This is a genomic window from Curtobacterium sp. NPDC089991 (genome assembly GCF_044748425.1).
In the GTDB taxonomy this organism is placed as follows: Bacteria; Actinomycetota; Actinomycetes; order Actinomycetales; family Microbacteriaceae; genus Curtobacterium.
On record NZ_JBIVGB010000001.1, the window covers coordinates 737,588 to 757,611 of the forward strand.

General features: G+C 69.4%; 18 protein-coding genes. 7 read left to right on the plus strand and 11 right to left on the minus strand.

The genetic code is table 11. From position 1 onward, the window contains the following. Positions 1–43: 43 nt before the first annotated feature. From ACIPV1_RS03570 to sufB, 5 genes are all read right to left on the minus strand, one after another. On the minus strand, positions 44–373 hold the full coding sequence (locus ACIPV1_RS03570) for a metal-sulfur cluster assembly factor (RefSeq protein ID WP_111083972.1): 330 nt from the start codon (positions 371–373) through the stop codon (positions 44–46). Continuing rightward, positions 373–1,155 (minus strand): Fe-S cluster assembly ATPase SufC, encoded by a 783-nt coding sequence (sufC, locus tag ACIPV1_RS03575; protein WP_111083971.1) that lies wholly within the window; start codon positions 1,153–1,155, stop codon positions 373–375. The genes ACIPV1_RS03570 and sufC overlap by 1 nt, the downstream gene beginning before the upstream one ends. A 71-nt stretch (positions 1,156–1,226) precedes the next feature. Continuing rightward, positions 1,227–1,553, minus strand: coding sequence for a non-heme iron oxygenase ferredoxin subunit (locus ACIPV1_RS03580; RefSeq protein ID WP_111083970.1), 327 nt, complete (start codon positions 1,551–1,553; stop codon positions 1,227–1,229). Further along, complete coding sequence (gene sufD, locus ACIPV1_RS03585) at positions 1,553–2,818, minus strand: Fe-S cluster assembly protein SufD (RefSeq protein ID WP_132100326.1); 1,266 nt, start codon at positions 2,816–2,818, stop codon at positions 1,553–1,555. Before sufD ends, ACIPV1_RS03580 begins: the two co-directional genes overlap by 1 nt. Next, positions 2,819–4,237, minus strand: a complete 1,419-nt coding sequence (sufB, locus tag ACIPV1_RS03590; RefSeq protein ID WP_111083968.1) for a Fe-S cluster assembly protein SufB — start codon at positions 4,235–4,237, stop codon at positions 2,819–2,821. Positions 4,238–4,489: 252 nt separating this feature from the next. Between sufB and ACIPV1_RS03595 the strand changes: the two genes are divergently transcribed. Further along, on the plus strand, positions 4,490–5,467 hold the full coding sequence (locus ACIPV1_RS03595) for a heme A synthase (protein ID WP_248703281.1): 978 nt from the start codon (positions 4,490–4,492) through the stop codon (positions 5,465–5,467). A 358-nt stretch (positions 5,468–5,825) separates the two neighbouring features. On the opposite strand, the gene ACIPV1_RS03600 is transcribed toward ACIPV1_RS03595, so the two are convergent. After that, positions 5,826–6,752, minus strand: coding sequence for a heme o synthase (locus ACIPV1_RS03600; protein ID WP_111083966.1), 927 nt, complete (start codon positions 6,750–6,752; stop codon positions 5,826–5,828). A 432-nt stretch (positions 6,753–7,184) separates the two neighbouring features. Here ACIPV1_RS03600 and tkt point away from each other — a divergent pair, with 432 nt between their 5' ends. From tkt to pgl, 6 genes are all read left to right on the plus strand, one after another. After that, positions 7,185–9,278, plus strand: coding sequence for a transketolase (gene tkt, locus ACIPV1_RS03605; RefSeq protein ID WP_402725770.1), 2,094 nt, complete (start codon positions 7,185–7,187; stop codon positions 9,276–9,278). Between the two features lie 127 nt (positions 9,279–9,405). After that, positions 9,406–10,518 (plus strand): transaldolase, encoded by a 1,113-nt coding sequence (gene tal / locus ACIPV1_RS03610; protein WP_123294374.1) that lies wholly within the window; start codon positions 9,406–9,408, stop codon positions 10,516–10,518. Further along, positions 10,518–12,116: a glucose-6-phosphate isomerase gene (locus ACIPV1_RS03615; protein WP_402725771.1), complete on the plus strand. Its 1,599-nt coding sequence runs from the start codon at positions 10,518–10,520 to the stop codon at positions 12,114–12,116. The genes tal and ACIPV1_RS03615 overlap by 1 nt, the downstream gene beginning before the upstream one ends. A gap of 22 nt (positions 12,117–12,138) precedes the next feature. Further along, the gene (zwf, locus tag ACIPV1_RS03620; protein WP_111083962.1) at positions 12,139–13,677 is read left to right on the plus strand and encodes a glucose-6-phosphate dehydrogenase; all 1,539 of its coding nucleotides are present in this window, start codon (positions 12,139–12,141) and stop codon (positions 13,675–13,677) included. After that, on the plus strand, positions 13,674–14,618 hold the full coding sequence (locus tag ACIPV1_RS03625) for a glucose-6-phosphate dehydrogenase assembly protein OpcA (RefSeq protein WP_111083961.1): 945 nt from the start codon (positions 13,674–13,676) through the stop codon (positions 14,616–14,618). The genes zwf and ACIPV1_RS03625 overlap by 4 nt, the downstream gene beginning before the upstream one ends. A gap of 98 nt (positions 14,619–14,716) precedes the next feature. Then, positions 14,717–15,487 (plus strand): 6-phosphogluconolactonase, encoded by a 771-nt coding sequence (gene pgl / locus ACIPV1_RS03630; protein ID WP_111083960.1) that lies wholly within the window; start codon positions 14,717–14,719, stop codon positions 15,485–15,487. A gap of 449 nt (positions 15,488–15,936) precedes the next feature. On the opposite strand, the gene ACIPV1_RS03635 is transcribed toward pgl, so the two are convergent. From ACIPV1_RS03635 to gap, 5 genes are all read right to left on the minus strand, one after another. Beyond that, the gene (locus tag ACIPV1_RS03635; RefSeq protein ID WP_027465686.1) at positions 15,937–16,305 is read right to left on the minus strand and encodes an RNA polymerase-binding protein RbpA; all 369 of its coding nucleotides are present in this window, start codon (positions 16,303–16,305) and stop codon (positions 15,937–15,939) included. A gap of 3 nt (positions 16,306–16,308) precedes the next feature. Then, positions 16,309–16,560 (minus strand): preprotein translocase subunit SecG, encoded by a 252-nt coding sequence (gene secG, locus ACIPV1_RS03640; RefSeq protein ID WP_017887256.1) that lies wholly within the window; start codon positions 16,558–16,560, stop codon positions 16,309–16,311. Positions 16,561–16,668: 108 nt separating this feature from the next. Continuing rightward, complete coding sequence (tpiA, locus tag ACIPV1_RS03645; protein WP_123294452.1) at positions 16,669–17,448, minus strand: triose-phosphate isomerase; 780 nt, start codon at positions 17,446–17,448, stop codon at positions 16,669–16,671. Next, positions 17,445–18,662 carry a phosphoglycerate kinase gene (locus ACIPV1_RS03650; protein ID WP_123294371.1) on the minus strand — a complete coding sequence of 406 codons (1,218 nt, stop codon included), beginning with the start codon at positions 18,660–18,662 and terminating at the stop codon, positions 17,445–17,447. The genes tpiA and ACIPV1_RS03650 overlap by 4 nt, the downstream gene beginning before the upstream one ends. A gap of 3 nt (positions 18,663–18,665) precedes the next feature. Next, entirely contained in the window at positions 18,666–19,670 is a 1,005-nt protein-coding gene (gene gap, locus ACIPV1_RS03655) for a type I glyceraldehyde-3-phosphate dehydrogenase (RefSeq protein WP_111083958.1), read from the minus strand. Between the last annotated feature and the right edge of the window lie 354 nt (positions 19,671–20,024).

The following is a 20,024-nucleotide window of genomic DNA, read 5'->3' on the forward strand; positions in this document are numbered from 1 at the left end:
GTGCCAGCTGGCACCGGGCCTCCCGTCTACGGTGTGGTCGCGACTAGATCGCGAACCCGAGCGCACGCATCATCTCGCGCCCGTCGTCGGTGATCCGCTCCGGACCCCACGGCGGCATCCAGACCCAGTTGATGCGGAAGGCGTCCACGATGCCGTCGAGGGCGTTCGCAGTGTCGCCCTCGATGACGTCGGTGAGCGGGCAGCCGGCACTCGTCAGCGTCATGCTGATCACGAGCGCCGAGGCCTCGTCGTCCCAGGCCAGGTCGTAGATCAGGCCGAGGTCGACGATGTTGACGCCGAGCTCCGGGTCCTGGACCTCCTTCAGGCCCTCGACGACCTCGTCGAACTTCTCCGGGGCGAGTGCCGCGATCATCAGGCCTGCGCCTCTGCGGCGGACGCCGCCGCGGCCTGCACGTAGCGGTCGTAGCCCTCGTTCTCGAGGCGGTCGGCGAGCTCCGGGCCACCCTGCTCGGCGACCTTGCCCGCGACGAACACGTGCACGAAGTCCGGCTTGATGTAGCGGAGGATGCGCGTGTAGTGCGTGATGAGCAGCACGCCGAGGCCGGTCGCGGCCTTGGCGCGGTTCACGCCCTCGGACACGATCTTCAGCGCGTCGACGTCGAGGCCGGAGTCGGTCTCGTCGAGCACGGCGAAGCGGGGCTTGAGGAGCTCGAGCTGCATGATCTCGTGGCGCTTCTTCTCGCCGCCGGAGAAGCCCTCGTTGACGTTGCGCTCGGCGAACGACGAGTCCATCTTGAGGTCGGCCATCGACTGGCGGAGCTCCTTGATCCAGCCGCGCAGGGCCGGGGCCTCGCCGTCGATCGCCGTCTTGGCGGTGCGGAGGAAGTTCGACACCGTCACGCCGGGGATCTCGACCGGGTACTGCATCGCCAGGAACATGCCGGCACGGGCGCGCTCGTCGACGCTCATCGCGAGGACGTCCTCGCCGTCGAGGGTGATCGAGCCACCGACGACGTTGTACCGGGGGTGCCCGGCGATCGTGTACGCCAGCGTGGACTTGCCGGAGCCGTTCGGCCCCATGATCGCGTGGATCTCGCCCTCGTTGATCGTGAGGTCGACACCCTTGAGGATCTCCTTGGTGCCCTGATCGGTGTCGATCGAGACCTGGAGGTCGCGGATTTCCAGAGTGGACATTGCGTGGGTTCCTTCGGTTTTCTGTCGTGTCGCGGACGGGCCGCGGAAAGTGTGGGGGCCGGGAGGCGGTGTCAGTCGACGGGCACGGGGTCGTGCACGTCGACGTAGACGTCGCCCTCACGCACCTCGACCCGGAACACCGGGACGGGCTCGTACGCCGGGAAGTTCTGCGGCTTCCCCGTGGCGAGCGAGAAGCGGGAGCCGTGGGCCCAGCACTCGAGCGTGTCGCCCTCGATGAAGCCCTCGGCCAGCGAGATGTCCCCGTGGGTGCAGGTGTCGCCGATGGCGTGCACGGTGCCGGACGAGTCCTTCACGATGGCCACCGCGGTGCCGTCGACGACGGCGCGCATGGGGCTGTCCACCGCGATCTCGGACTCCGCGCAGACCTTCGTGGGCATCAGGCGTCGGCCTCCGCCGGCGCGACGATCACCGAGCGGCCCTCGGCGAGCTCCTGCTCGACCGCGGCGATGAGTCGTTCCTCGAGCTCGGGCGCACCGATCTTCTGGATGACCTCGACCAGGAAGCCGAGCACGACGAGACGACGCGCTTCTTCCTCAGGGATGCCGCGGGCCTGCAGGTAGAACAGCTGCTCGTCGTCGAAGCGACCGGTCGCACTCGCGTGGCCGGCGCCCTCGATGTTGCCCGTCTCGATCTCGAGGTTCGGGATGCTGTCGGCACGGGTGCCGTCGGTCAGCACGAGGTTGCGGTTCTGCTCGTACGAGTCGGTGCCGTCACCGGCGCGACCGATGAGCACGTCACCGATCCACACGGTGTGCGCGCCCTTGCCCTGCAGCGCGCCCTTGTAGTTGACCCGACCGCGCGTGTTCGGCGCGTCGTGGTTCACGTAGACCTGCTGCTCGATGTACTGACCGGCGTCGGCGAAGTACACGCCGTACATCTCGGTGTCGGCGCCCTGCGCACCGAGGTGCGTCGAGGGGTTGACCCGGATGACGTCGCCGCCGAGCGAGACCACGACGTGCTTCAGGAAGGCGTCGCGGCCGACCTCGGCGAAGTGCGTCGAGACGTGCACCGCGTCGTCGTCCCAGTCCTGCAGGCTGACGACGGTCAGGCGTGCGCCGTCCTGCACGACGATCTCGATGTTCTCGCTGAGCAGTGCGCTGCCGCGGTTGTCGAGCACGACGATGCCCTGGGCGTGCGGTTCGGCCGTGATGACCGTGTGCGCCGCTCGGGGCTGCGTGCCGAAGTCGGAACGCGTGATGGTGATGAACTCGTGCGCCTCGGTTGCCTTGACGGTGACGGCGAGGACGGCGTCGCGCGCGGACCACGCAGCGGCCGCTGCACGGTCCTCGGGCAGACCGGCGGTGCCGACGCGGGGGTCGTCGCTGCGACCCCACTCGACGTCGGCACCGTCGGACTGGCGGGCGAGGAACCGGTAGGCAGATCCGTCGAGACCGCCGTCGAGGAGCGGCTGGAGCTTCGCCAGGGGCGCGAACTTCCAGTTCACCTCGCGGCCGGTGACGGTCGGGAACGCCTCGAGGTCGCCGGACTGGAACCGCTCCGAGCGGGTCTGGACCGGGATCTTCTTGTCCGGGGCGTCCCAGCCGCCGTCGGAGTGGGCTCCGGCGCCGTGCTGTTCGGCACCCTGGGCGGGTGCCGCGGGCTCGATCGGCTGGTCGATGTGGGGAGGGGTGGTGCTGGACATCTAGCCGACGGATCCTTCCATGCTCATCTCGATGAGCTTGTTGAGTTCGAGCGCGTACTCCATCGGGAGCTCGCGGGCGATCGGCTCGATGAAGCCACGGACGATCATCGCCATCGCTTCGTCCTCGGCCATGCCGCGGGACATCAGGTAGAAGAGCTGCTCCTCGCTCACGCGCGAGACCGTGGCCTCGTGCCCGAGCTGGACGTCGTCGACGCGGATGTCGATCGCCGGGTACGTGTCGCTCCGGCTGATCGTGTCGACGAGCAGCGCGTCACACCGCACGGTGTTCGCCGCGTGGTGCGCCGCCGGGTCCACCCGGACCTCGCCGCGGTACCCCGCGCGACCGCCGCCACGCGCGATCGACTTCGAGACGATCGACGACGTCGTGTACGGCGCCATGTGGATCATCTTCGCGCCGGCGTCCTGGTGCTGGCCGGGGCCGGCGAACGCGACGGACAGGGTCTCGCCCTTGGCGTGCTCACCGGCGAGGTAGATCGACGGGTACTTCATCGTCACCTTGGAGCCGATGTTGCCGTCGATCCACTCCATCGTGGCGCCCTCGTGCGCGATCGCACGCTTGGTCACGAGGTTGTAGACGTTGTTCGACCAGTTCTGGATCGTCGTGTACCGAACGCGGGCGTTCTTCTTCACGATGATCTCGACGACGGCCGAGTGCAGCGAGTCCGACTTGTAGATCGGGGCGGTGCAGCCCTCGATGTAGTGGACGTAGGAGTCCTCGTCCGCGATGATCAGCGTCCGCTCGAACTGGCCCATGTTCTCGGTGTTGATCCGGAAGTAGGCCTGCAGCGGGATCTCGACGTGGACGCCCTTGGGGACGTAGACGAACGAGCCGCCGGACCACACGGCCGTGTTCAGCGCGGCGAACTTGTTGTCGCCGGCCGGGATCACGGTGCCGAAGTACTCCTGGAAGAGCTCGGGGTGCTCGCGGAGCGCGGTGTCGGTGTCCATGAAGATGACACCCTGCTGCTCCAGGTCCTCGCGGATCTGGTGGTACACGACCTCGGACTCGTACTGCGCGGCGACACCGGCGACGAGGCGCTGGCGCTCGGCCTCGGGGATGCCGAGCTTCTCGTAGGTCGCGCGGATGTCCTCCGGGAGGTCCTCCCACGACTGCGCCTGCTTCTCTGTCGAGCGCACGAAGTACTTGATGTTGTCGAAGTCGATGCCCGTCAGGTCGGCACCCCACGTCGGCATCGGCTTGCGGCCGAAGAGCTGCAGGCCCTTGAGCCGGTTCTTGAGCATCCACTCGGGCTCGTGCTTGAGGTTCGAGATGTCGGTGACGACCTCGTCCGAGACCCCACGGCGGGCCGAGGCCCCGGCCGAGTCGGAGTCGGACCAGCCGAACTCGTATTGCCCGAGCCCTTCGAGCTCGGGACGGTCGATGAGCACGTCGGACATGGTCTCCTCGTTTCCTTCTCGCGGGGCAGCGTCTTCAGGTGTGAACCCGTGGCGTCTGGACGCCATTCCACCGCAGACCGCCGACAGGCGGACACGGTGCTGCTCCCTCGCAACGACAATGGTTCCACGCAGTCCCTGGATCGATCGGCGATCTCGGCCCATTCGGAGCCGGCGCCTGCCTAGACTTGACTGCTGCTGAACCCTCGAATCCTACAGGTTCACTGCACGGAACAACAGGAAGGCACCACCCTCGTGACTCGCGTCGGACCCCCCGTCGACCAGGATCTCCGGACCGCACGGTGGTGGTCGCTCCCCCGGGTCGTCGACCGCCGGGTCATCGCGCTGGCGTGGGCCTCGTTCGTGGTCGAGGTCGTGTTGATCGGCACCGGCGGCCTCGTCCGCCTGACCGCGTCGGGCCTCGGATGCCCCACCTGGCCCAAGTGCACGGCCGATTCGCTCGTCTCCACGCCCGAGATGGGCATCCACGGGATCATCGAGTTCGGCAACCGACTGCTCACCTTCGTGCTCGTCATCGTGGCGATCGCGATGTTCCTGGCGGTCGTCCGGATGCTCCGCACGCGCCCCGAACTGTTCTGGCTCGCGTTCGCTCAGGGCGTCGCGATCCCGGTCCAGGCCGTCATCGGCGGGCTCAGCGTGCTCACGAACCTCAACCCGTTCGTCGTCGGGCTGCACTTCGTCGTGTCCGCCGCCCTGACCTCGGTCACCGCCGCCCTGGTCTACCGGACGGTGCACGGCCCCCGCACCAGTCACCGCCTCGTTCCCGGCTGGTACACCGGCGTCGTCCGCGGCACCGTCGCCGCCGTCGTGGTCACCGTGCTCGTCGGCATCCTGACGACCGGCAGCGGCCCGCACGCCGGTGCCGACGAGGCCGTCGACGGCGGGATGCTGCACCGCACGGGCTTCGACCCCGCGGTCATGGAGCACGTGCACGCCTGGCCCGCGTACGCCCTGTTCGCGCTGACCCTCGTGCTCGTCGTCGGCGCCGTCCGGCTCCGGATCTCGAGCAAGTGGGCGCTGTTGCTGCTCGTCGTCGAGTTCCTCCAGATCGCCGTCGGTCTGACCCAGGCTCGCACCGGCCTGCCCGTCGGGCTGGTGGGCACGCACATGGTGCTCGCCGGGCTGCTCGTCGGAGCCACCACGGCGGTCGTCCTCGCCACGCGCGCCAGCGCCGGTCGCGAGGCCGTGCGCGAACCACTCGACGCCGCCTGACGCCCGGGCGCGTCGCACGCGCCACACCCGTTCTGCGACACCCCACGAGTCGATCGACTCGTGGGGTGTCGTTCGTTGCACACGCATCCCGGGCCACGCGTGCGCCCCGCGCCCACGGACGCACAGGGCGGCCGGGAGGCCCGTGGCGGCCCCGCCCCGCGCCTCCCGGCCGCCTGGTGGGCACGTCCACGGCCGCGCCAGATCGCGCGCCGATCCGGAACGACGTCCTCGACGTCGCACGACGTCGAGGACGTCGCATCCCCGCGCGCGCAACCGTCGCGCACGCGCACCGACGACGAAGGACGTCGTACGACATCGAAATCGTCGTACGACGTCGCCCAGTGGCGGCCTGCAGTGCCTAGAAGGTGAAGACCTGCGGCAGCAGCGGGTCGATGCCCACGGCGATGAAGAGCAGCGTCAGGTACGTGATCGAGCTGTGGAACACACGCATCGGCTGCACGTGCTCGACGTGCTGGATCGCCCGGGAGTACAGCCGGTGCGACTCGACGACGAACCAGATGCCACCGGCCAGTGCGACCACGGTGTACAGCGGCCCCATGTGCGCAACGGGGATGAGCAGGAGCGAGCAGACGAGCGTCGCCCAGGCGTACAGCACGACCTGCAGGCCGACGACGGTGCGACCGCGGACCACGGCGAGCATCGGGACGTCGGCGGCGTCGTAGTCGTCGCGGTACTTCATCGACAGCGGCCAGTAGTGCGGCGGCGTCCAGAGGAAGATCACCATGAAGAGGATGACCGGGGCCCACGTCAGCGACCCGGTGACGCCCGCCCAGCCGATGAGCACGGGCATGCAGCCGGCCGAGCCGCCCCACACGATGTTCTGCGGGGTGCGGCGCTTGAGCCACAGCGTGTAGACGAACACGTAGATGAGGATCGCGATGACGCTCAGGGCCGCGGCGAGCCAGTTCACCAGGAACCCGAGTACCGCCGTGGACAGGACGCCGAGGATCCACGAAAACACGAGGGCTTCGCGGTCCGAGAGCTCACCGGTCACCAGCGGCCGGGTGCTCGTCCGCTTCATCAGGCGGTCGATGTCACGGTCGATGTAGCAGTTGAAGGCCGACGCCGAGCCGGCGGACATCGCCCCGCCGAGCATCGTCCAGAACACGAGCCAGAGGTCCGGCACGCCACGCTCGGCCAGGAACATGGTCGGCGCGGTGGTCACGAGCAGCAGCTCCATGACCCGCGGCTTGGTCAACGAGACGTACGCACGGACCTTGCGGGACAGCGTCGATCGGGGTCGATCGGTGTCGGGCCTGGTCACGGTGGCAGTCGGCAAGGGAACCTCAGTCTGTTCGCATCAGCTCGCACACTCGGTGGACGACTGCGGCGGCGTCCGGGCATGCGCTGACCCGGAATGTCCACGGGTCGTCGACAGTTTACGTGATGGAAGCGCCGCGATGATGCCCCGCTCCCCCATCCCGTGCAGAACGACGGGCCGCGGAGCACGACACGCCCGGCGGACGAGGGCCCGGGTGACCCGACTCGTGAACATCGGGCGTCACCTGAACCCCTTCTGAGTGGCTGGTCACTATGCTGGACCTGCCCTCCCGCAGTGCGCGCCCCGATGACGTCGGCCGCGATGAGCCGGTCGGCCGCCGCTAGACGGCGACACGACTCGGCCCCGGGATGGCCACATGTCCGTGCGATGGCACGAGCCCTCGCACATGTCGCATCAAGAAGGGTCAACATCCAAGTGGCTGAATTCACCTGGGACGCCATCGACCGGAAGGCCGTCGACACGGCCCGCGTTCTCGCCGCCGACTCGGTCGAGGCCGCCGGCAACGGTCACCCCGGCACCGCGATGAGCCTCGCGCCGCTCGCACACCTGCTCTTCCAGAAGGTGATGCGTCGCGACCCGAGCGACTCCACCTGGATCGGCCGCGACCGCTTCATCCTCTCCGCCGGTCACGCCTCGATCCTGCAGTACGTGCAGTTCTACCTGCACGGCTACGGCCTCGAGCTCGACGACCTGCAGCACCTGCGCAAGTGGGGCTCGAAGACCCCGGGTCACCCGGAGTACGGCCACACCGACGGTGTCGAGATCACCACCGGCCCGCTCGGCCAGGGCCTCGCGTCCTCGGTCGGCTTCGCCTACGCCCAGCGCTTCGAGCGCGGCCTGTTCGACCCGGAGACCCCGGCCGGCCAGTCGCCGTTCGACCACTTCACCTACGTGATCGCCGGTGACGGCGACATGCAGGAGGGCGTGACGAACGAGGCGGGCTCGCTCGCCGGCCGTCAGCAGCTCGGCAACCTGATCGCGTTCTACGACTCGAACCAGATCTCGATCGAGGACAACACCGACATCGCGTTCTCGGAGAGCGTCCCCGAGCGCTACGAGGCGCTCGGCTGGCACGTCCAGATCGTCGACTGGAAGAAGACCGGCGAGTACTCCGAAGACGCCGTGGAGCTCCACGCCGCGATCGAGGCCGCCCAGCAGGTCACCGACAAGCCGTCGCTCATCGTCCTCAAGACGATCATCGGCTGGCCGTCGCCGACCAAGCAGAACTCCGGCAAGATCCACGGTTCGGCGCTCGGCGCCGACGAGATCAAGGGCCTCAAGGAGGTCCTCGGCTTCGACACCGCGAAGACCTTCGAGGTCGCCCCCGAGGTCCTCGAGTACACCCGCGGCGCCGTCGCCAAGGGCCAGGCGCAGCACGCCGAGTGGCAGAAGACCTTCGACGCGTGGGCTGCTGCCAACGCCGACAAGAAGGCGCTGTTCGACCGCGTCAACGCCAAGGAGCTCCCCGCGGACCTCGAGGCAGCACTGCCGGTCTTCCCGACCGACAAGGCCGTCTCGACCCGTGCCGCCTCCGGCAAGGTCATCAACGCCATCGCGCCGCTGATGCCCGAGTTCTGGGGTGGCTCGGCCGACCTCGCCGAGTCGAACCTCACCACGATCGAGGGCGCCAAGTCCTTCGGTCCGGCCGAGGCCTCGACGTCGACGTGGAGCACCGACCCGTACGGCCGCGTGCTGCACTTCGGCATCCGCGAGCACGCCATGGGCTCGATCCTCAACGGCATCGTCCTGCACGGGAACACCCGCCCCTTCGGCGGCACGTTCCTGATCTTCAGCGACTACATGCGTCCGGCGGTCCGTCTCGCCGCGCTCATGGGCGCCCCGGCGATCTACGTCTGGACCCACGACTCCGTCGCCCTCGGCGAGGACGGCCCGACGCACCAGCCGATCGAGCAGGTCTCGTCGCTCCGTGCGATCCCGGGTCTCGACGTGGTCCGCCCCGCCGACGCCAACGAGGTCGCGTACGCCTGGCTCGAGATGCTCAAGCACACCGACCGCCCGGCCGGCATCGCGCTGAGCCGTCAGAACCTGCCGGTGTTCGAGCGTGGCGAGGGCGACGCCTCCGGTGAGGTCTTCGCCTCGGCGAAGAACGTCGCCAAGGGTGCGTACATCCTGGCCGAGGCGCCGAAAGGCACCCCGGACGTGATCCTCATCGCGACCGGTTCCGAGGTCCAGATCGCCGTCGAGGCCCGTGAGCAGCTCAAGGGCGAGGGCATCAACGCCCGCGTCGTGAGCGCACCGTCCATCGAGTGGTTCCGCGCCCAGTCCGAGAACTACCAGGACCAGGTGCTCCCGAAGGACGTCACCGCTCGCGTGTCGGTCGAGGCCGGCATCGCCATGAGCTGGCGCGACATCGTCGGCGACAAGGGCCGCAGCGTCTCGATCGAGCACTTCGGTGCCTCGGCCGACTACCAGACGCTCTTCAAGGAGTTCGGCTTCACGACGGAACACGTCGTGGCCGCCGCGAAGGAATCCATCGCGGCTTCCTGACCCGCAGGGGCCGGGTCCGGTTCGCCGGATCCGGCCCTTCTGCCGGGAGGCGCGGTTCGGCTCCGCCACGCGCCCCCGGTCCCCCAGACCCCGGCCATCAGGCCGATGAAGGAAAGAAGAGAAACACATGGCTGAGAACACCCCCACTGCCGCCCTCTCCGCGGTCGGCGTGAGCATCTGGCTCGACGACCTGTCCCGCGAGCTCCTCGAGACCGGCAAGCTCACCGACCTCATCGCACAGAAGAACGTCGTCGGCGTGACCACCAACCCGACGATCTTCGCGTCGGCCCTCGCCAAGGGCGAGCGCTACGACGCCCAGGTCAAGGAGCTGGCCGCCGCCGGCACCGACGTGACCGAGGCGATCTTCGAGATCACCACGCAGGACGTCGCCAACGCGTCCGACGTCTTCAAACCGATCTACGACGAGACCAAGGGCTTCGACGGCCGCGTCTCGATCGAGGTCGAGCCGGGCCTCGCCCACGAGACCGCCAAGACCATCGAGCAGGCCAAGTTCCTGTTCGAGAAGGTCGGCCGCGAGAACGTCCTCATCAAGATCCCCGCAACGGTCGAGGGTCTCGAGGCCATCACCGAGGTCATCGGCGCCGGCATCTCCGTCAACGTCACCCTGATCTTCTCGCTCGAGCGTTACCGCGCCGTCATCGACGCCTACCTCGGTGGGCTCGAGAAGGCCAAGGCCGCCGGTCACGACCTGTCGAAGATCCACTCGGTCGCCTCGTTCTTCGTGTCGCGCGTCGACTCCGAGATCGACAAGCGCCTGGACGCCGTCGGCACCGACGAGGCCAAGGCCCTGAAGTCGAAGGCCGGCATCGCCAACGCGCAGCTCGCCTACCAGGTCTGGACCGAGGCGTTCGCCTCCGAGCGCGCCCTCGGCCTGCTCGAGGCCGGTGCGAACACGCAGCGTCCGCTCTGGGCCTCGACCGGCGTCAAGGACCCGTCGCTGCCCGACACGCTCTACGTGACCGAGCTCGCCGCCCCGAACACCGTGAACACGATGCCGGGCAAGACGCTCGACGCCACGTTCGACCACGGTGAGATCCACGGCGACGCCATCGCCGGCACCTTCGACGCCGCGCAGCAGGTCCTCGACCAGCTCGCCGCGCAGGGCATCGACTACGACGACGTCGTGGCGCTGCTCGAGAAGGAGGGCGTGGACAAGTTCAACGTCTCGTGGGGCGAGCTCGTCGACACCGTGAAGACCGCGCTCGAGGGCGCCAAGTAGTGACGGTTTCCATCGCTGCCAGCGGCGATGCCGCGCGGGCCATCGACTCGGTGGTCCCGCGGCTCGTCGCTGACCTGGTGGCCTCGGGCATCACCGCCCAGGACCCCGAGCTGTGGGGACCGGACGCCGAGGCCGAGGCGTCCAAGCGCCTCGGCTGGGTGGAGGCCGTCTCGGTCTCCCGCCCGCTCGTCGCCCAGATCACCGCGCTGCGCGAGTCGCTCCGTGCCGAAGGGGTCGACCACGTCGTCCTCGCCGGCATGGGCGGCTCGTCGCTCGCGCCGGAGGTCATCACGCGCACCGCCGGCGTCCCGCTGACGGTGCTCGACTCGACCGACCCCGCGCAGGTCCGCGCAGCCGTCACGACGAACCTCGAGCGCACCGTGCTCGTCGTCTCGTCGAAGTCCGGCTCCACGCTCGAGACCGACTCCCAGCGCCGCGTCTACGAGCAGGCGTTCCGCGACGCGGGCATCGACCCCACCGGCCGCATCGTCGTCGTCACCGACCCGGGCTCCGCGCTCGAGGCCGCCGCGATCGACGCCGGCTACCGGGTCTTCACCGCCGACCCGACCGTCGGCGGCCGCTACTCAGCGCTCACCGCGTTCGGTCTGGTGCCCTCCGGTCTCGCCGGAGCGGACATCGCCGAGCTGCTGGACGAGGCCGACGCCATCTCCGCGCTGCTGTCGGTCGACCTCGACGAGAACCCCGGGCTCGTGCTCGGTGCGGTCCTCGCCGGCACCGACCCGCTGCGCGACAAGATCGCGATCGTGCCGGACGGCACCCACATCGTCGGGTTCGGCGACTGGGTGGAGCAGCTGATCGCAGAGTCGACCGGCAAGAGCGGACGTGGCCTGCTCCCCGTCGTCCTGCACGCCGACTCCCCCGAGGTCTCCGCAGCCCTGCCGGACGTCCAGGTCATCCGCCTGGTCGGTTCGCGCGAGGACGAGCGCCACGTCGCCGAGGGCGAGGTCGAGATCACCGGGACGCTCGGTGGTCAGATCCTCGTCTGGGAGTACGCCGTCGCGGTCGCCGGGCGGTTGCTCGGCATCGACCCGTTCGACCAGCCCGACGTCGAGGCCGCCAAGGTCGCGACCCGTGCGCTGCTCGACGACCGTCCCGCGCCTGCGGAACCCGCGTTCACCGAGGACGGCATCGCCGTCTCCGCGACGCCCGGACTGCCGGTCGGGACGACGCTCGCAGAAGCCGTGACGGGCCTCCTGTCCGAACTGGACGCCACCGGCTACGTGGCGGTGCAGGCGTACGTCGACCGCACCACGAACCGTGACCTCGAGACGCTCCGCGACGCCCTGGCGGCGCGCACGCGTCGGCCGGTCACCTTCGGGTACGGCCCGCGGTTCCTGCACTCGACCGGGCAGTACCACAAGGGCGGACCCGCCACGGGAGTGTTCCTGCAGATCGTGGCGGACGAACCGGACGACCTGGCGATCCCGGGCCGGCCGTTCACGTTCGGCCAGCTCCTCCAGGCCCAGGCAGCCGGTGACGCGAGTGTCCTCGCGCAGCACGGCCGCCCGGTCCTCACCCTCACGACGTCGGACGTGCGCGCCGCCACCGCGGCCATCGCCTCCGCCGTCTCCCACTGACTCGTAAGGAGTTCACCGACTCATGTCACCGGTGGCAATCACCCCGGAGCACAACCCGCTCCGGCTGCCGACGGATCGTCGACTGAACCGGATCGCGGGACCGAGCACGCTCATCATCTTCGGCGTGACGGGCGACCTGTCACGCAAGAAGCTGATGCCGGCGGTCTACGACCTGGCCAACCGGGGGCTCCTGCCCCCGGGGTTCGCGCTCGTCGGCTTCGCCCGTCGCGACTGGGAGGACCAAGACTTCTCCCAGCTCGTGCACGACGCCGTCAAGGAGCACTCCCGCACCCCGTTCGACGAGGACGTCTGGCGTCAGCTCGAACAGGGCATCCGCTTCGTCCAGGGCTCGTTCGACGACCCCGAGGCGTTCCTGCAGCTCAAGCAGACCGTCGACGACCTGGACGCCGAGCGCGGGACGCTGGGCAACCACGCGTTCTACTTGTCCATCCCGCCGAAGATGTTCCCGGTGGTGACCGAGCAGCTGAAGCTGTCCGGCCTCACCGCGAAGCGCGAGGGCTCGTGGAGCCGCGTGGTCGTCGAGAAGCCGTTCGGCTCCGACCTCCGCACCGCGCGCGAGCTGAACGCGATCGTCGAGAGCGTCTTCGCGCCCGACGACGTGTTCCGCATCGACCACTACCTCGGCAAGGAGACCGTCCAGAACCTGCTGACGCTCCGGTTCGCGAACCAGATGTACGAACCCATCTGGAACTCGAACTACGTCGACCACGTGCAGATCACGATGGCCGAGGACATCGGCGTCGCGGGACGTGCCGCGTACTACGACGGCATCGGCGCGGCGCGCGACGTCATCCAGAACCACCTGCTGCAGCTCCTCGCGCTCACCGCGATGGAGGAGCCCGTCTCGTTCAAGGCCGCCGACCTGCGCGCCGAGAAGGAGAAGGTGCTGTCCGCCGTGCGGCTGCCCGAGGACCTGTCGACCGCCACGGCGCGTGGACAGTACGCCGGCGGCTGGCAGGGCGGCGAGAAGGTGCTCGGATTCCTCGACGAGGCCGGGATGAACCCCGAGTCCGGCACCGAGACGTACGCCGCGATCAAGCTCGACATCGCGACCCGTCGCTGGCAGGGCGTCCCGTTCTACCTGCGCGCCGGCAAGCGGCTGGGGCGCCGTGTGACCGAGATCGCGATCGTCTTCAAGCGCGTCCCCGAGGACGTCTACGGCAACTCGCAGTCCCCCCTTGGTCAGAACGCGCTCGTGATCCGCGTCCAGCCGGACGAGGGCGTCACGCTCCGGTTCGGCTCGAAGGTCCCCGGCGTCGGCACCCAGGTGCGCGACGTGACGATGGACTTCGGCTACGGCCACGCCTTCACCGAGGCATCCCCCGAGGCGTACGAGCGACTCATCCTCGACGTGCTGCTCGGTGACCCGCCGCTGTTCCCGCGGCACCAGGAGGTCGAGCTGTCCTGGAAGATCCTCGACCCGATCGAGGAGTTCTGGGCCACGCAGGGCCAGCCCGAGCAGTACCGTCCCGGCACGTGGGGTCCGGCGTCCGCCGATGCCCTGCTCGCCCGCGACGGCCGGACCTGGAGGCGTCCATGAAGATCGACCTGCCGAACACCACGGTCTCGAAGATCCAGAAGAAGCTCGTCCACATCCGCGAAGAGGGCGGCGCCGTCGCCCTCGGTCGTGTCCTCACGCTGATCATCTCGACGGCCCTCGGCCACGAGGAAGAAGCGATCGAGGCCGCGAACGAGGCGTCCCGCGAGCACCCGATGCGCGTGATCATCGTGTCGAAGAACGACGGCGACACGAAGTCGCCCGGCCGTCTCGACGCGCAGATCCGCGTGGGCAGCGACGCGGGTGCCAGCGAGGTCATCGTCCTCCGCGCCTACGGCGAGACCGCGACCGACGAGGAGAGCCTGGTCACGGGCCTGCTCCTGCCGGACGCCCCGGTCGTGGCCTGGTGGCCGCAGACCGCGCCGTCGCAGCCGTCGGCCTCGGCACTGGGCCGCATCGCCCAGCGCCGGATCACCGACGCCGCCGCGCAGAAGGACCCGAACGGCGCGATCGAGGCCCTCGGTGCCTCGTACGTTCCGGGCGACACCGACTTCGCGTGGACCCGACTGACCCTGTGGCGGAACCAGCTCGCCGCGGCGCTCGACCAGCCGCCGTACGAGCCCATCACGGGCGTCGAGGTGACGGGCGCGTCGGACAGCCCGTCGACGATCCTGCTCGCCGCGTGGCTGCAGCTCCAGCTCGAGGTGCCGGTGACGGTCACAACGTCGCCGCGTGCGACCGGGTCGAGCGGCATCCACGGCGTCAAGCTCGTGCGCGAGTCGGGCACCATCGACCTCGAGCGTTCCCTGGTGGACGTCGCGACGCTCTCGATGCCCGGTCAGCCCACGCACGACCTGTCGCTGCCACGCCGCAACCTGCGTGACTGCCTGGCCGAGGAACTCCGTAGACTCGACCCGGACGTCCTCTTCGGAGACGTCGTCAAGCACGGGGTTCCCCAGCTGCGCGAGACCATCGCCCGCTGAGCACCCCACAACGGTCGGGCCGCCTGTCTGGTGCAGGCGGCCCGACCGGACCGAAGGCGGTCGTACGACCGGTCGGCCGCCACGAACACGGGAGTCACGTGACCAACGAACGGCGGGTGCTCGTGCACCCGGACAAGCAGGCCCTCGGCGCTTCGGTCGCCGCACGCTTCATCACCAAGATCATCGACGTGCTCGATGAGCAGGAGCGCGCCGACATCGCGATCAGCGGTGGCTCGGTGTCGTCCCTCGTCCTCGCCGCGATCGGCCAGTCGCCGGCGCGCGAGAGCGTCGACTGGTCGAAGGTCCACGTCTGGTGGGTCGACGAGCGCTGGGTGCCGGCCGGTGACGCCGACCGCAACACCACGGGGACGCAGACCGACTTCTTCGACCACGTCGACATCCCGGAGTCGAACATCCACCCGATGCCCGCGTCCGACGCCGGCATCGACATCGAAGCGGCCGCGCTGCAGTACGAGCGCGAGCTGCAGGACGCCGCGTACGAGGGCGCCGTCGCTCCGCGCTTCGACATCACGCTGCTCGGTGTCGGCCCCGACGGGCACACCGCGTCGCTCTTCCCCGAGTTCCCGCAGCTCACGGTCACCGACCGCGCCGTCGTGTCCGTCGACGACTCCCCCAAGCCGCCGCCGCAGCGTCTGACGGTCACCTACCCGGTGATCAACGCCTCGCAGCGCGTGTGGGTCATCCTGTCCGGTGCCGAGAAGGCGTCGGTCCTCGGGCTCGCCCTGGCGGGCGCCTCCGTCGAGGACGTCCCCGTGGGCGGCGTCCAGGGCCGCAAGCGCACTGTGTTCTTCGTGGACCAGGACGCCGCGCGCGACGTCCCCGAGAACCTCATCGCGTCGACGTACTAGACGCGCGTCCTGCCTGACGGGAGGCCCGGTGCCAGCTGGCACCGGGCCTCCCGTCCGTCGTGCCGTCGCGGCCACCGCCGCCCCCCACACCCGCTGGCCGGCGCCGAGCGGTCAAGAACTGTCGCCTGAACGCGGGCCCGGGCGACAGAACCCGCCGCCGCAGCGAACCGCACGCGGCATGTCGTGACCACTCGGCGAGCCGACTCTCCGCGCGGCAATCGGCAACCGAACGATTGCGACACCCCGCCGACACGACGCCGAGCGGTCAAGAACTGTCGGCTGCGGGCGCCGCAAGCGACAGAACGTGCCACCACCGCGAGCCGCACACGGCGCGTCGTGACCACTCCGGGTGTAAGCTCCCGCGAGGTGAGCACTGCCACCCGCCCCCGCGACGCACGAAGGCCCCCACACCATCGCGGTGCGGGGGCCTTCTTCAGTGTGTGTGGGCGCTACGCCTTCTTGGCAGCGGTACCGCGACGCTCGCGGAGCTGCTGGAGCGCATCCTCGAGGAGCTGCGCTGCCTCTTCCTCAGTGCGACGCTCCTTCACGTACGCGAGGTGCGTCTTGTAGGGCTCCGTCTTGGAGACCACGGGAGGGTTCTCCTTGTCGCGCCCGGCGGGGAGCCCGCTCGACGGCGAATCGACGGTCTCGGGGATCTCTTCGTCCGGCAGGTTCGCGGCGAAGTACCGCACGACCTCGTTGCCGAGGGCGTCCCAGTACGAGATCGCCACACGCTCGGCCTGGACCCCACGGTCCTGTTCGCCCATCGGTCCGGCGCCGACGCGGGACCCTCGGATTGCACTGCCTCCGCTAGCCATGGATCAGACCCCCGCCGTGAACTTGTTGATGAGACCGAGCACGATGATGGAGACGATCCAGACCAGACCGAGGATCACCGTGATGCGGTTGAGGTTGCGCTCGGCGACGCCGGACGCCCCGAGGTTGCTCGTCACGCCGCCACCGAACATGTCGGAGAGGCCGCCACCGCGGCCCTTGTGCAGGAGGATGAGGAGCGTGAGCAGGAGGCTCGTGATTGCGAGCAGGACCTGCAGCACGACGGAGAGTATCGCCACGACGTACCTTTCGTGTCAGTCAGCCGTACCAGTGTACCGGCCGCGCAGGGCACGGCCGGTACACGGACGGGAGTGGTGCGGACTACAGCCCAACGACAGCCGGTGTGGCTACAGCCCGACGTGCTGGCGGAACCGGGCGATCGCCGCGAACTCCTGCACGTCGAGGGATGCGCCGCCGACGAGGGCGCCGTCGATGTCGGGCTCACGGAGGAACCCGGCGATGTTGCCGGACTTGACCGAACCGCCGTACAGGACGCGCGTGTCGGCAGCGGCCTGGTCACCCCAGGCAGCAGCGATGCCGCGACGGATCGCGGCGCACTCGTCCTGCGCCTGCTCGGCGGTGGCCGCCTGGCCGGAACCGATCGCCCAGACGGGCTCGTAGGCGACGACGATGTCGGACGGCTGCACGGCGTCGAGCACGACGCGGAGCTGCTCGACCGGCACGACGCCGGCGCCGCGCTGTTCGCGCTGCTCACCGGTCTCGCCGACGCAGACGACCGGCACGAGGCCGTGCTTGACGGCCGCGGCGGTCTTGGCCGCGACGACCTCGTCGGTCTCACCGTGCAGCGTGCGCCGCTCGGAGTGTCCGACGATGACGTACTGCGCGTCGAGCGCCGACAGGAACGCGCCGGAGACGTCGCCGGTGTAGGCACCGGAGTCGTACTGCGACAGGTCCTGCGCACCGAAGTGGATCGGCAGCTTGTCGGCCGAGATGAGCGTCTGCACGCTCCGCAGGTCGGTGAAGGGCGGGAACACCGCGACCTCGACGTCCTCGAAGTCGTGGCGGGCGTCCTTCAGGGTCCAGGCGAGCTTCTGGACCGTGGCGATGGCCTGGAGGTGGTCCAGGTTCATCTTCCAGTTACCCGCAATGAGCGGCGTGCGGGTCATGCGGACCACCCCAGTGCTTCGAGACCGGGAAGCGACTTGCCCTCGAGGAACTCGAGGCTCGCACCGCCACCGGTCGAGATGTGCCCGAACTGGTCGTCCGAGAAGCCGAGCGAGCGGACCGCAGCGGCGGAGTCGCCACCGCCGACCACACCGAGGCCGTCGACCTCGGTCAGGGCCTTGGCGACGGTCTTCGTGCCGGCGGCGAAGGCCGGGAACTCGAACACGCCCATCGGACCGTTCCAGAACACCGTCTTCGAACCGGACACCGCCGATGCGAACCGCGCCGCCGTCTCCGGACCGATGTCGAGGCCGATGCCGTCGGTGCCGAACGACGACGACTCGATCGCGTCGGCCGCCACCGTCTCGTGCGCCGCGTCGGCGGAGAACCCGGAGGCCACCACGACGTCGGTCGGCAGGTCGATCGTCACGCCGAGCTCCTTCGCCCGCGAGAGGTACTCGCGGACGACGTCGAGCTGGTCGGCTTCGAGCAGCGACTTCGCCACCCCGTGGCCCTGGGCCGCGAGGAAGGTGAAGAGCATGCCGCCGCCGATGCACAGCGTGTCGACCTTGGGCAGGATGTGGTCGATGACGCCGAGCTTGTCGCTGACCTTCGAGCCACCGAGCACGACCGTGTACGGCCGTTCCGGCGAGGAGGTCAGGCGCTCGAGCACCCGCAGTTCGGTCTCGATGAGCGAACCGGCTGCGCTGGGCAGCGCGGACGCGAGTTCGTAGACCGAGGCCTGCTTGCGGTGCACGACACCGAAGCCGTCGGAGACGAAGGCGTCACCGAGTGCCGCGATGCGGTCCGCGAACGCGGAGCGCGCGGCAGCGTCCTTCGAGGTCTCCTCCGGGTTGAACCGGAGGTTCTCGAGCAGCAGGACGTCACCGTCCTCGAGGGCCTCGGCGGCTGCGGTCGCCTCGTCGCCGACGGTTTCGCCGACGAACGTGACCTCTTTGCCGAGCAGCTCGGAGAGCCGCTGGCCGACCGGCGCGAGCGAGAACTCCGGCTTGGGTTCCCCGTCGGGGCGGCCCAGGTGGGAGATCACGATGACGCGCGCGCCGGCGGTGATGAGGGTGTTGAGGGTCGTCAGGGACGCCCGCACGCGGCCGTCGTCCGTGATCGTGCCGTCCTTGAGCGGGACGTTCAGGTCACAACGGACGACGACGCGCTTGCCGGCGAGGTCGCCGAGGTCCTCGAGGGTGCGGAGGGCCATGTGTTACAGACGCTCGCCGACGTACTCGGTCAGGTCGACGAGACGGTTCGAGTAGCCCCACTCGTTGTCGTACCACGAGGTGATCTTCACGAGACCGCCGATGACCTTGGTCAGGCCGGAGTCGTAGATCGAGGAGTGCGGGTCCGTCGTGATGTCGGTCGACACCAGCGGGTCCTCGCTGTAGAGCAGGATGCCCTTGAGCGGGCCCTCTGCGGCCTCCTTGTACGCGGCGTTGATCTCGTCGACGGTGACCTCGGACTTGGTCTCGAGGGTGAGGTCGGTGATCGAGCCGGTCGGGACCGGGACGCGGAGCGCGAAGCCGTCGAGCTTGCCGGCGAGCTCCGGCATGACCTGGCCGATGGCCTTGGCGGCACCGGTCGAGGTCGGGACGATGTTCAGCGCGGCCGCACGGGCACGACGGGGGTCCTTGTGCGGGCCGTCCTGCAGGTTCTGGTCGGCGGTGTAGGCGTGGATCGTGGTCATGAGGCCACGCTCGATGCCGAACTTGTCGTTGAACACCTTGGCGAGCGGCGCGAGGCTGTTCGTGGTGCACGACGCGTTCGAGATGATGTTGTGGTTCGCCGGGTCGTACTGGTCCTCGTTCACGCCGAGGACGATGGTGACGTCGTCACCGGTGGCCGGGGCGGAGATGATGACCTTCTTGGCGCCCGCGTCGATGTGCTTCTGCGCATCGGCGGCCTTGGTGAAGAAGCCGGTCGACTCGATGACGATGTCGACGCCCAGCTCGCCCCAGGGGAGGTTGGCGGGGTCGCGCTCCGCGAGGACCTTGATGGCCTTGCCGTCGACGACGATGTTGTCGCCGTCGAGCTCGACGGAGACGCCGAGACGACCCGTGATGGAGTCGAACTTCAGCAGGTTCGCCAGCGCGGCGTTGTCGGTGAGGTCGTTCACCGCCACGATCTCGAGGTCGGAGCCCTTCGCGAGGGCGGCCCGGAAGAAGTTGCGGCCGATACGGCCGAAGCCGTTGATACCGATCTTGACGGTCAATGGATCTCCTGGTGGGTGTGGAGCGCCCGAGGGGCGCTGCTTTCGGAGGGCGCTGGCCCTGTCGGGCCCGCGTGTGGTGGACGATACGCCCCGTAACGTCGCCGTAACGACCCTAGCAGTCGGACCCTGCCAGGCCGTGCGGTGTGACGGTCCGTCCGGACGGTCGTCCGCAACGTCCGGAACGACGTCGGTGCGGCCCGTGGGCGCCCCCACAGAACGGACGGGAGGCGGGGGGGCCCCGGGGCCCCCCCCCCCCCCCCCCGGGGGGGGCCGGGCGCAACCCACGGCCCGCGTCGTGCCCAGGCGGCCCCCCGGGGCGGGGGCCGTGTCGGTTTTGTGGGGGACCAGCCCCCC

Excerpts from the sequence above, each read along its gene's own strand:
- ACIPV1_RS03570 (WP_111083972.1), bottom strand. The coding sequence starts at position 373 with ATGATCGCGGCACTCGCCCCGGAGAAGTTCGACGAGGTCGTCGAGGGC.
- sufC (WP_111083971.1), bottom strand. The coding sequence starts at position 1,155 with ATGTCCACTCTGGAAATCCGCGACCTCCAGGTCTCGATCGACACCGAT.
- ACIPV1_RS03580 (WP_111083970.1), bottom strand. The coding sequence starts at position 1,553 with ATGCCCACGAAGGTCTGCGCGGAGTCCGAGATCGCGGTGGACAGCCCC.
- sufD (WP_132100326.1), bottom strand. The coding sequence starts at position 2,818 with ATGTCCAGCACCACCCCTCCCCACATCGACCAGCCGATCGAGCCCGCG.
- sufB (WP_111083968.1), bottom strand. The coding sequence starts at position 4,237 with ATGTCCGACGTGCTCATCGACCGTCCCGAGCTCGAAGGGCTCGGGCAA.
- tal (WP_123294374.1), top strand. The coding sequence starts at position 9,406 with ATGGCTGAGAACACCCCCACTGCCGCCCTCTCCGCGGTCGGCGTGAGC.
- zwf (WP_111083962.1), top strand. The coding sequence starts at position 12,139 with ATGTCACCGGTGGCAATCACCCCGGAGCACAACCCGCTCCGGCTGCCG.
- ACIPV1_RS03625 (WP_111083961.1), top strand. The coding sequence starts at position 13,674 with ATGAAGATCGACCTGCCGAACACCACGGTCTCGAAGATCCAGAAGAAG.
- ACIPV1_RS03635 (WP_027465686.1), bottom strand. The coding sequence starts at position 16,305 with ATGGCTAGCGGAGGCAGTGCAATCCGAGGGTCCCGCGTCGGCGCCGGA.
- tpiA (WP_123294452.1), bottom strand. The coding sequence starts at position 17,448 with ATGACCCGCACGCCGCTCATTGCGGGTAACTGGAAGATGAACCTGGAC.
- ACIPV1_RS03650 (WP_123294371.1), bottom strand. The coding sequence starts at position 18,662 with ATGGCCCTCCGCACCCTCGAGGACCTCGGCGACCTCGCCGGCAAGCGC.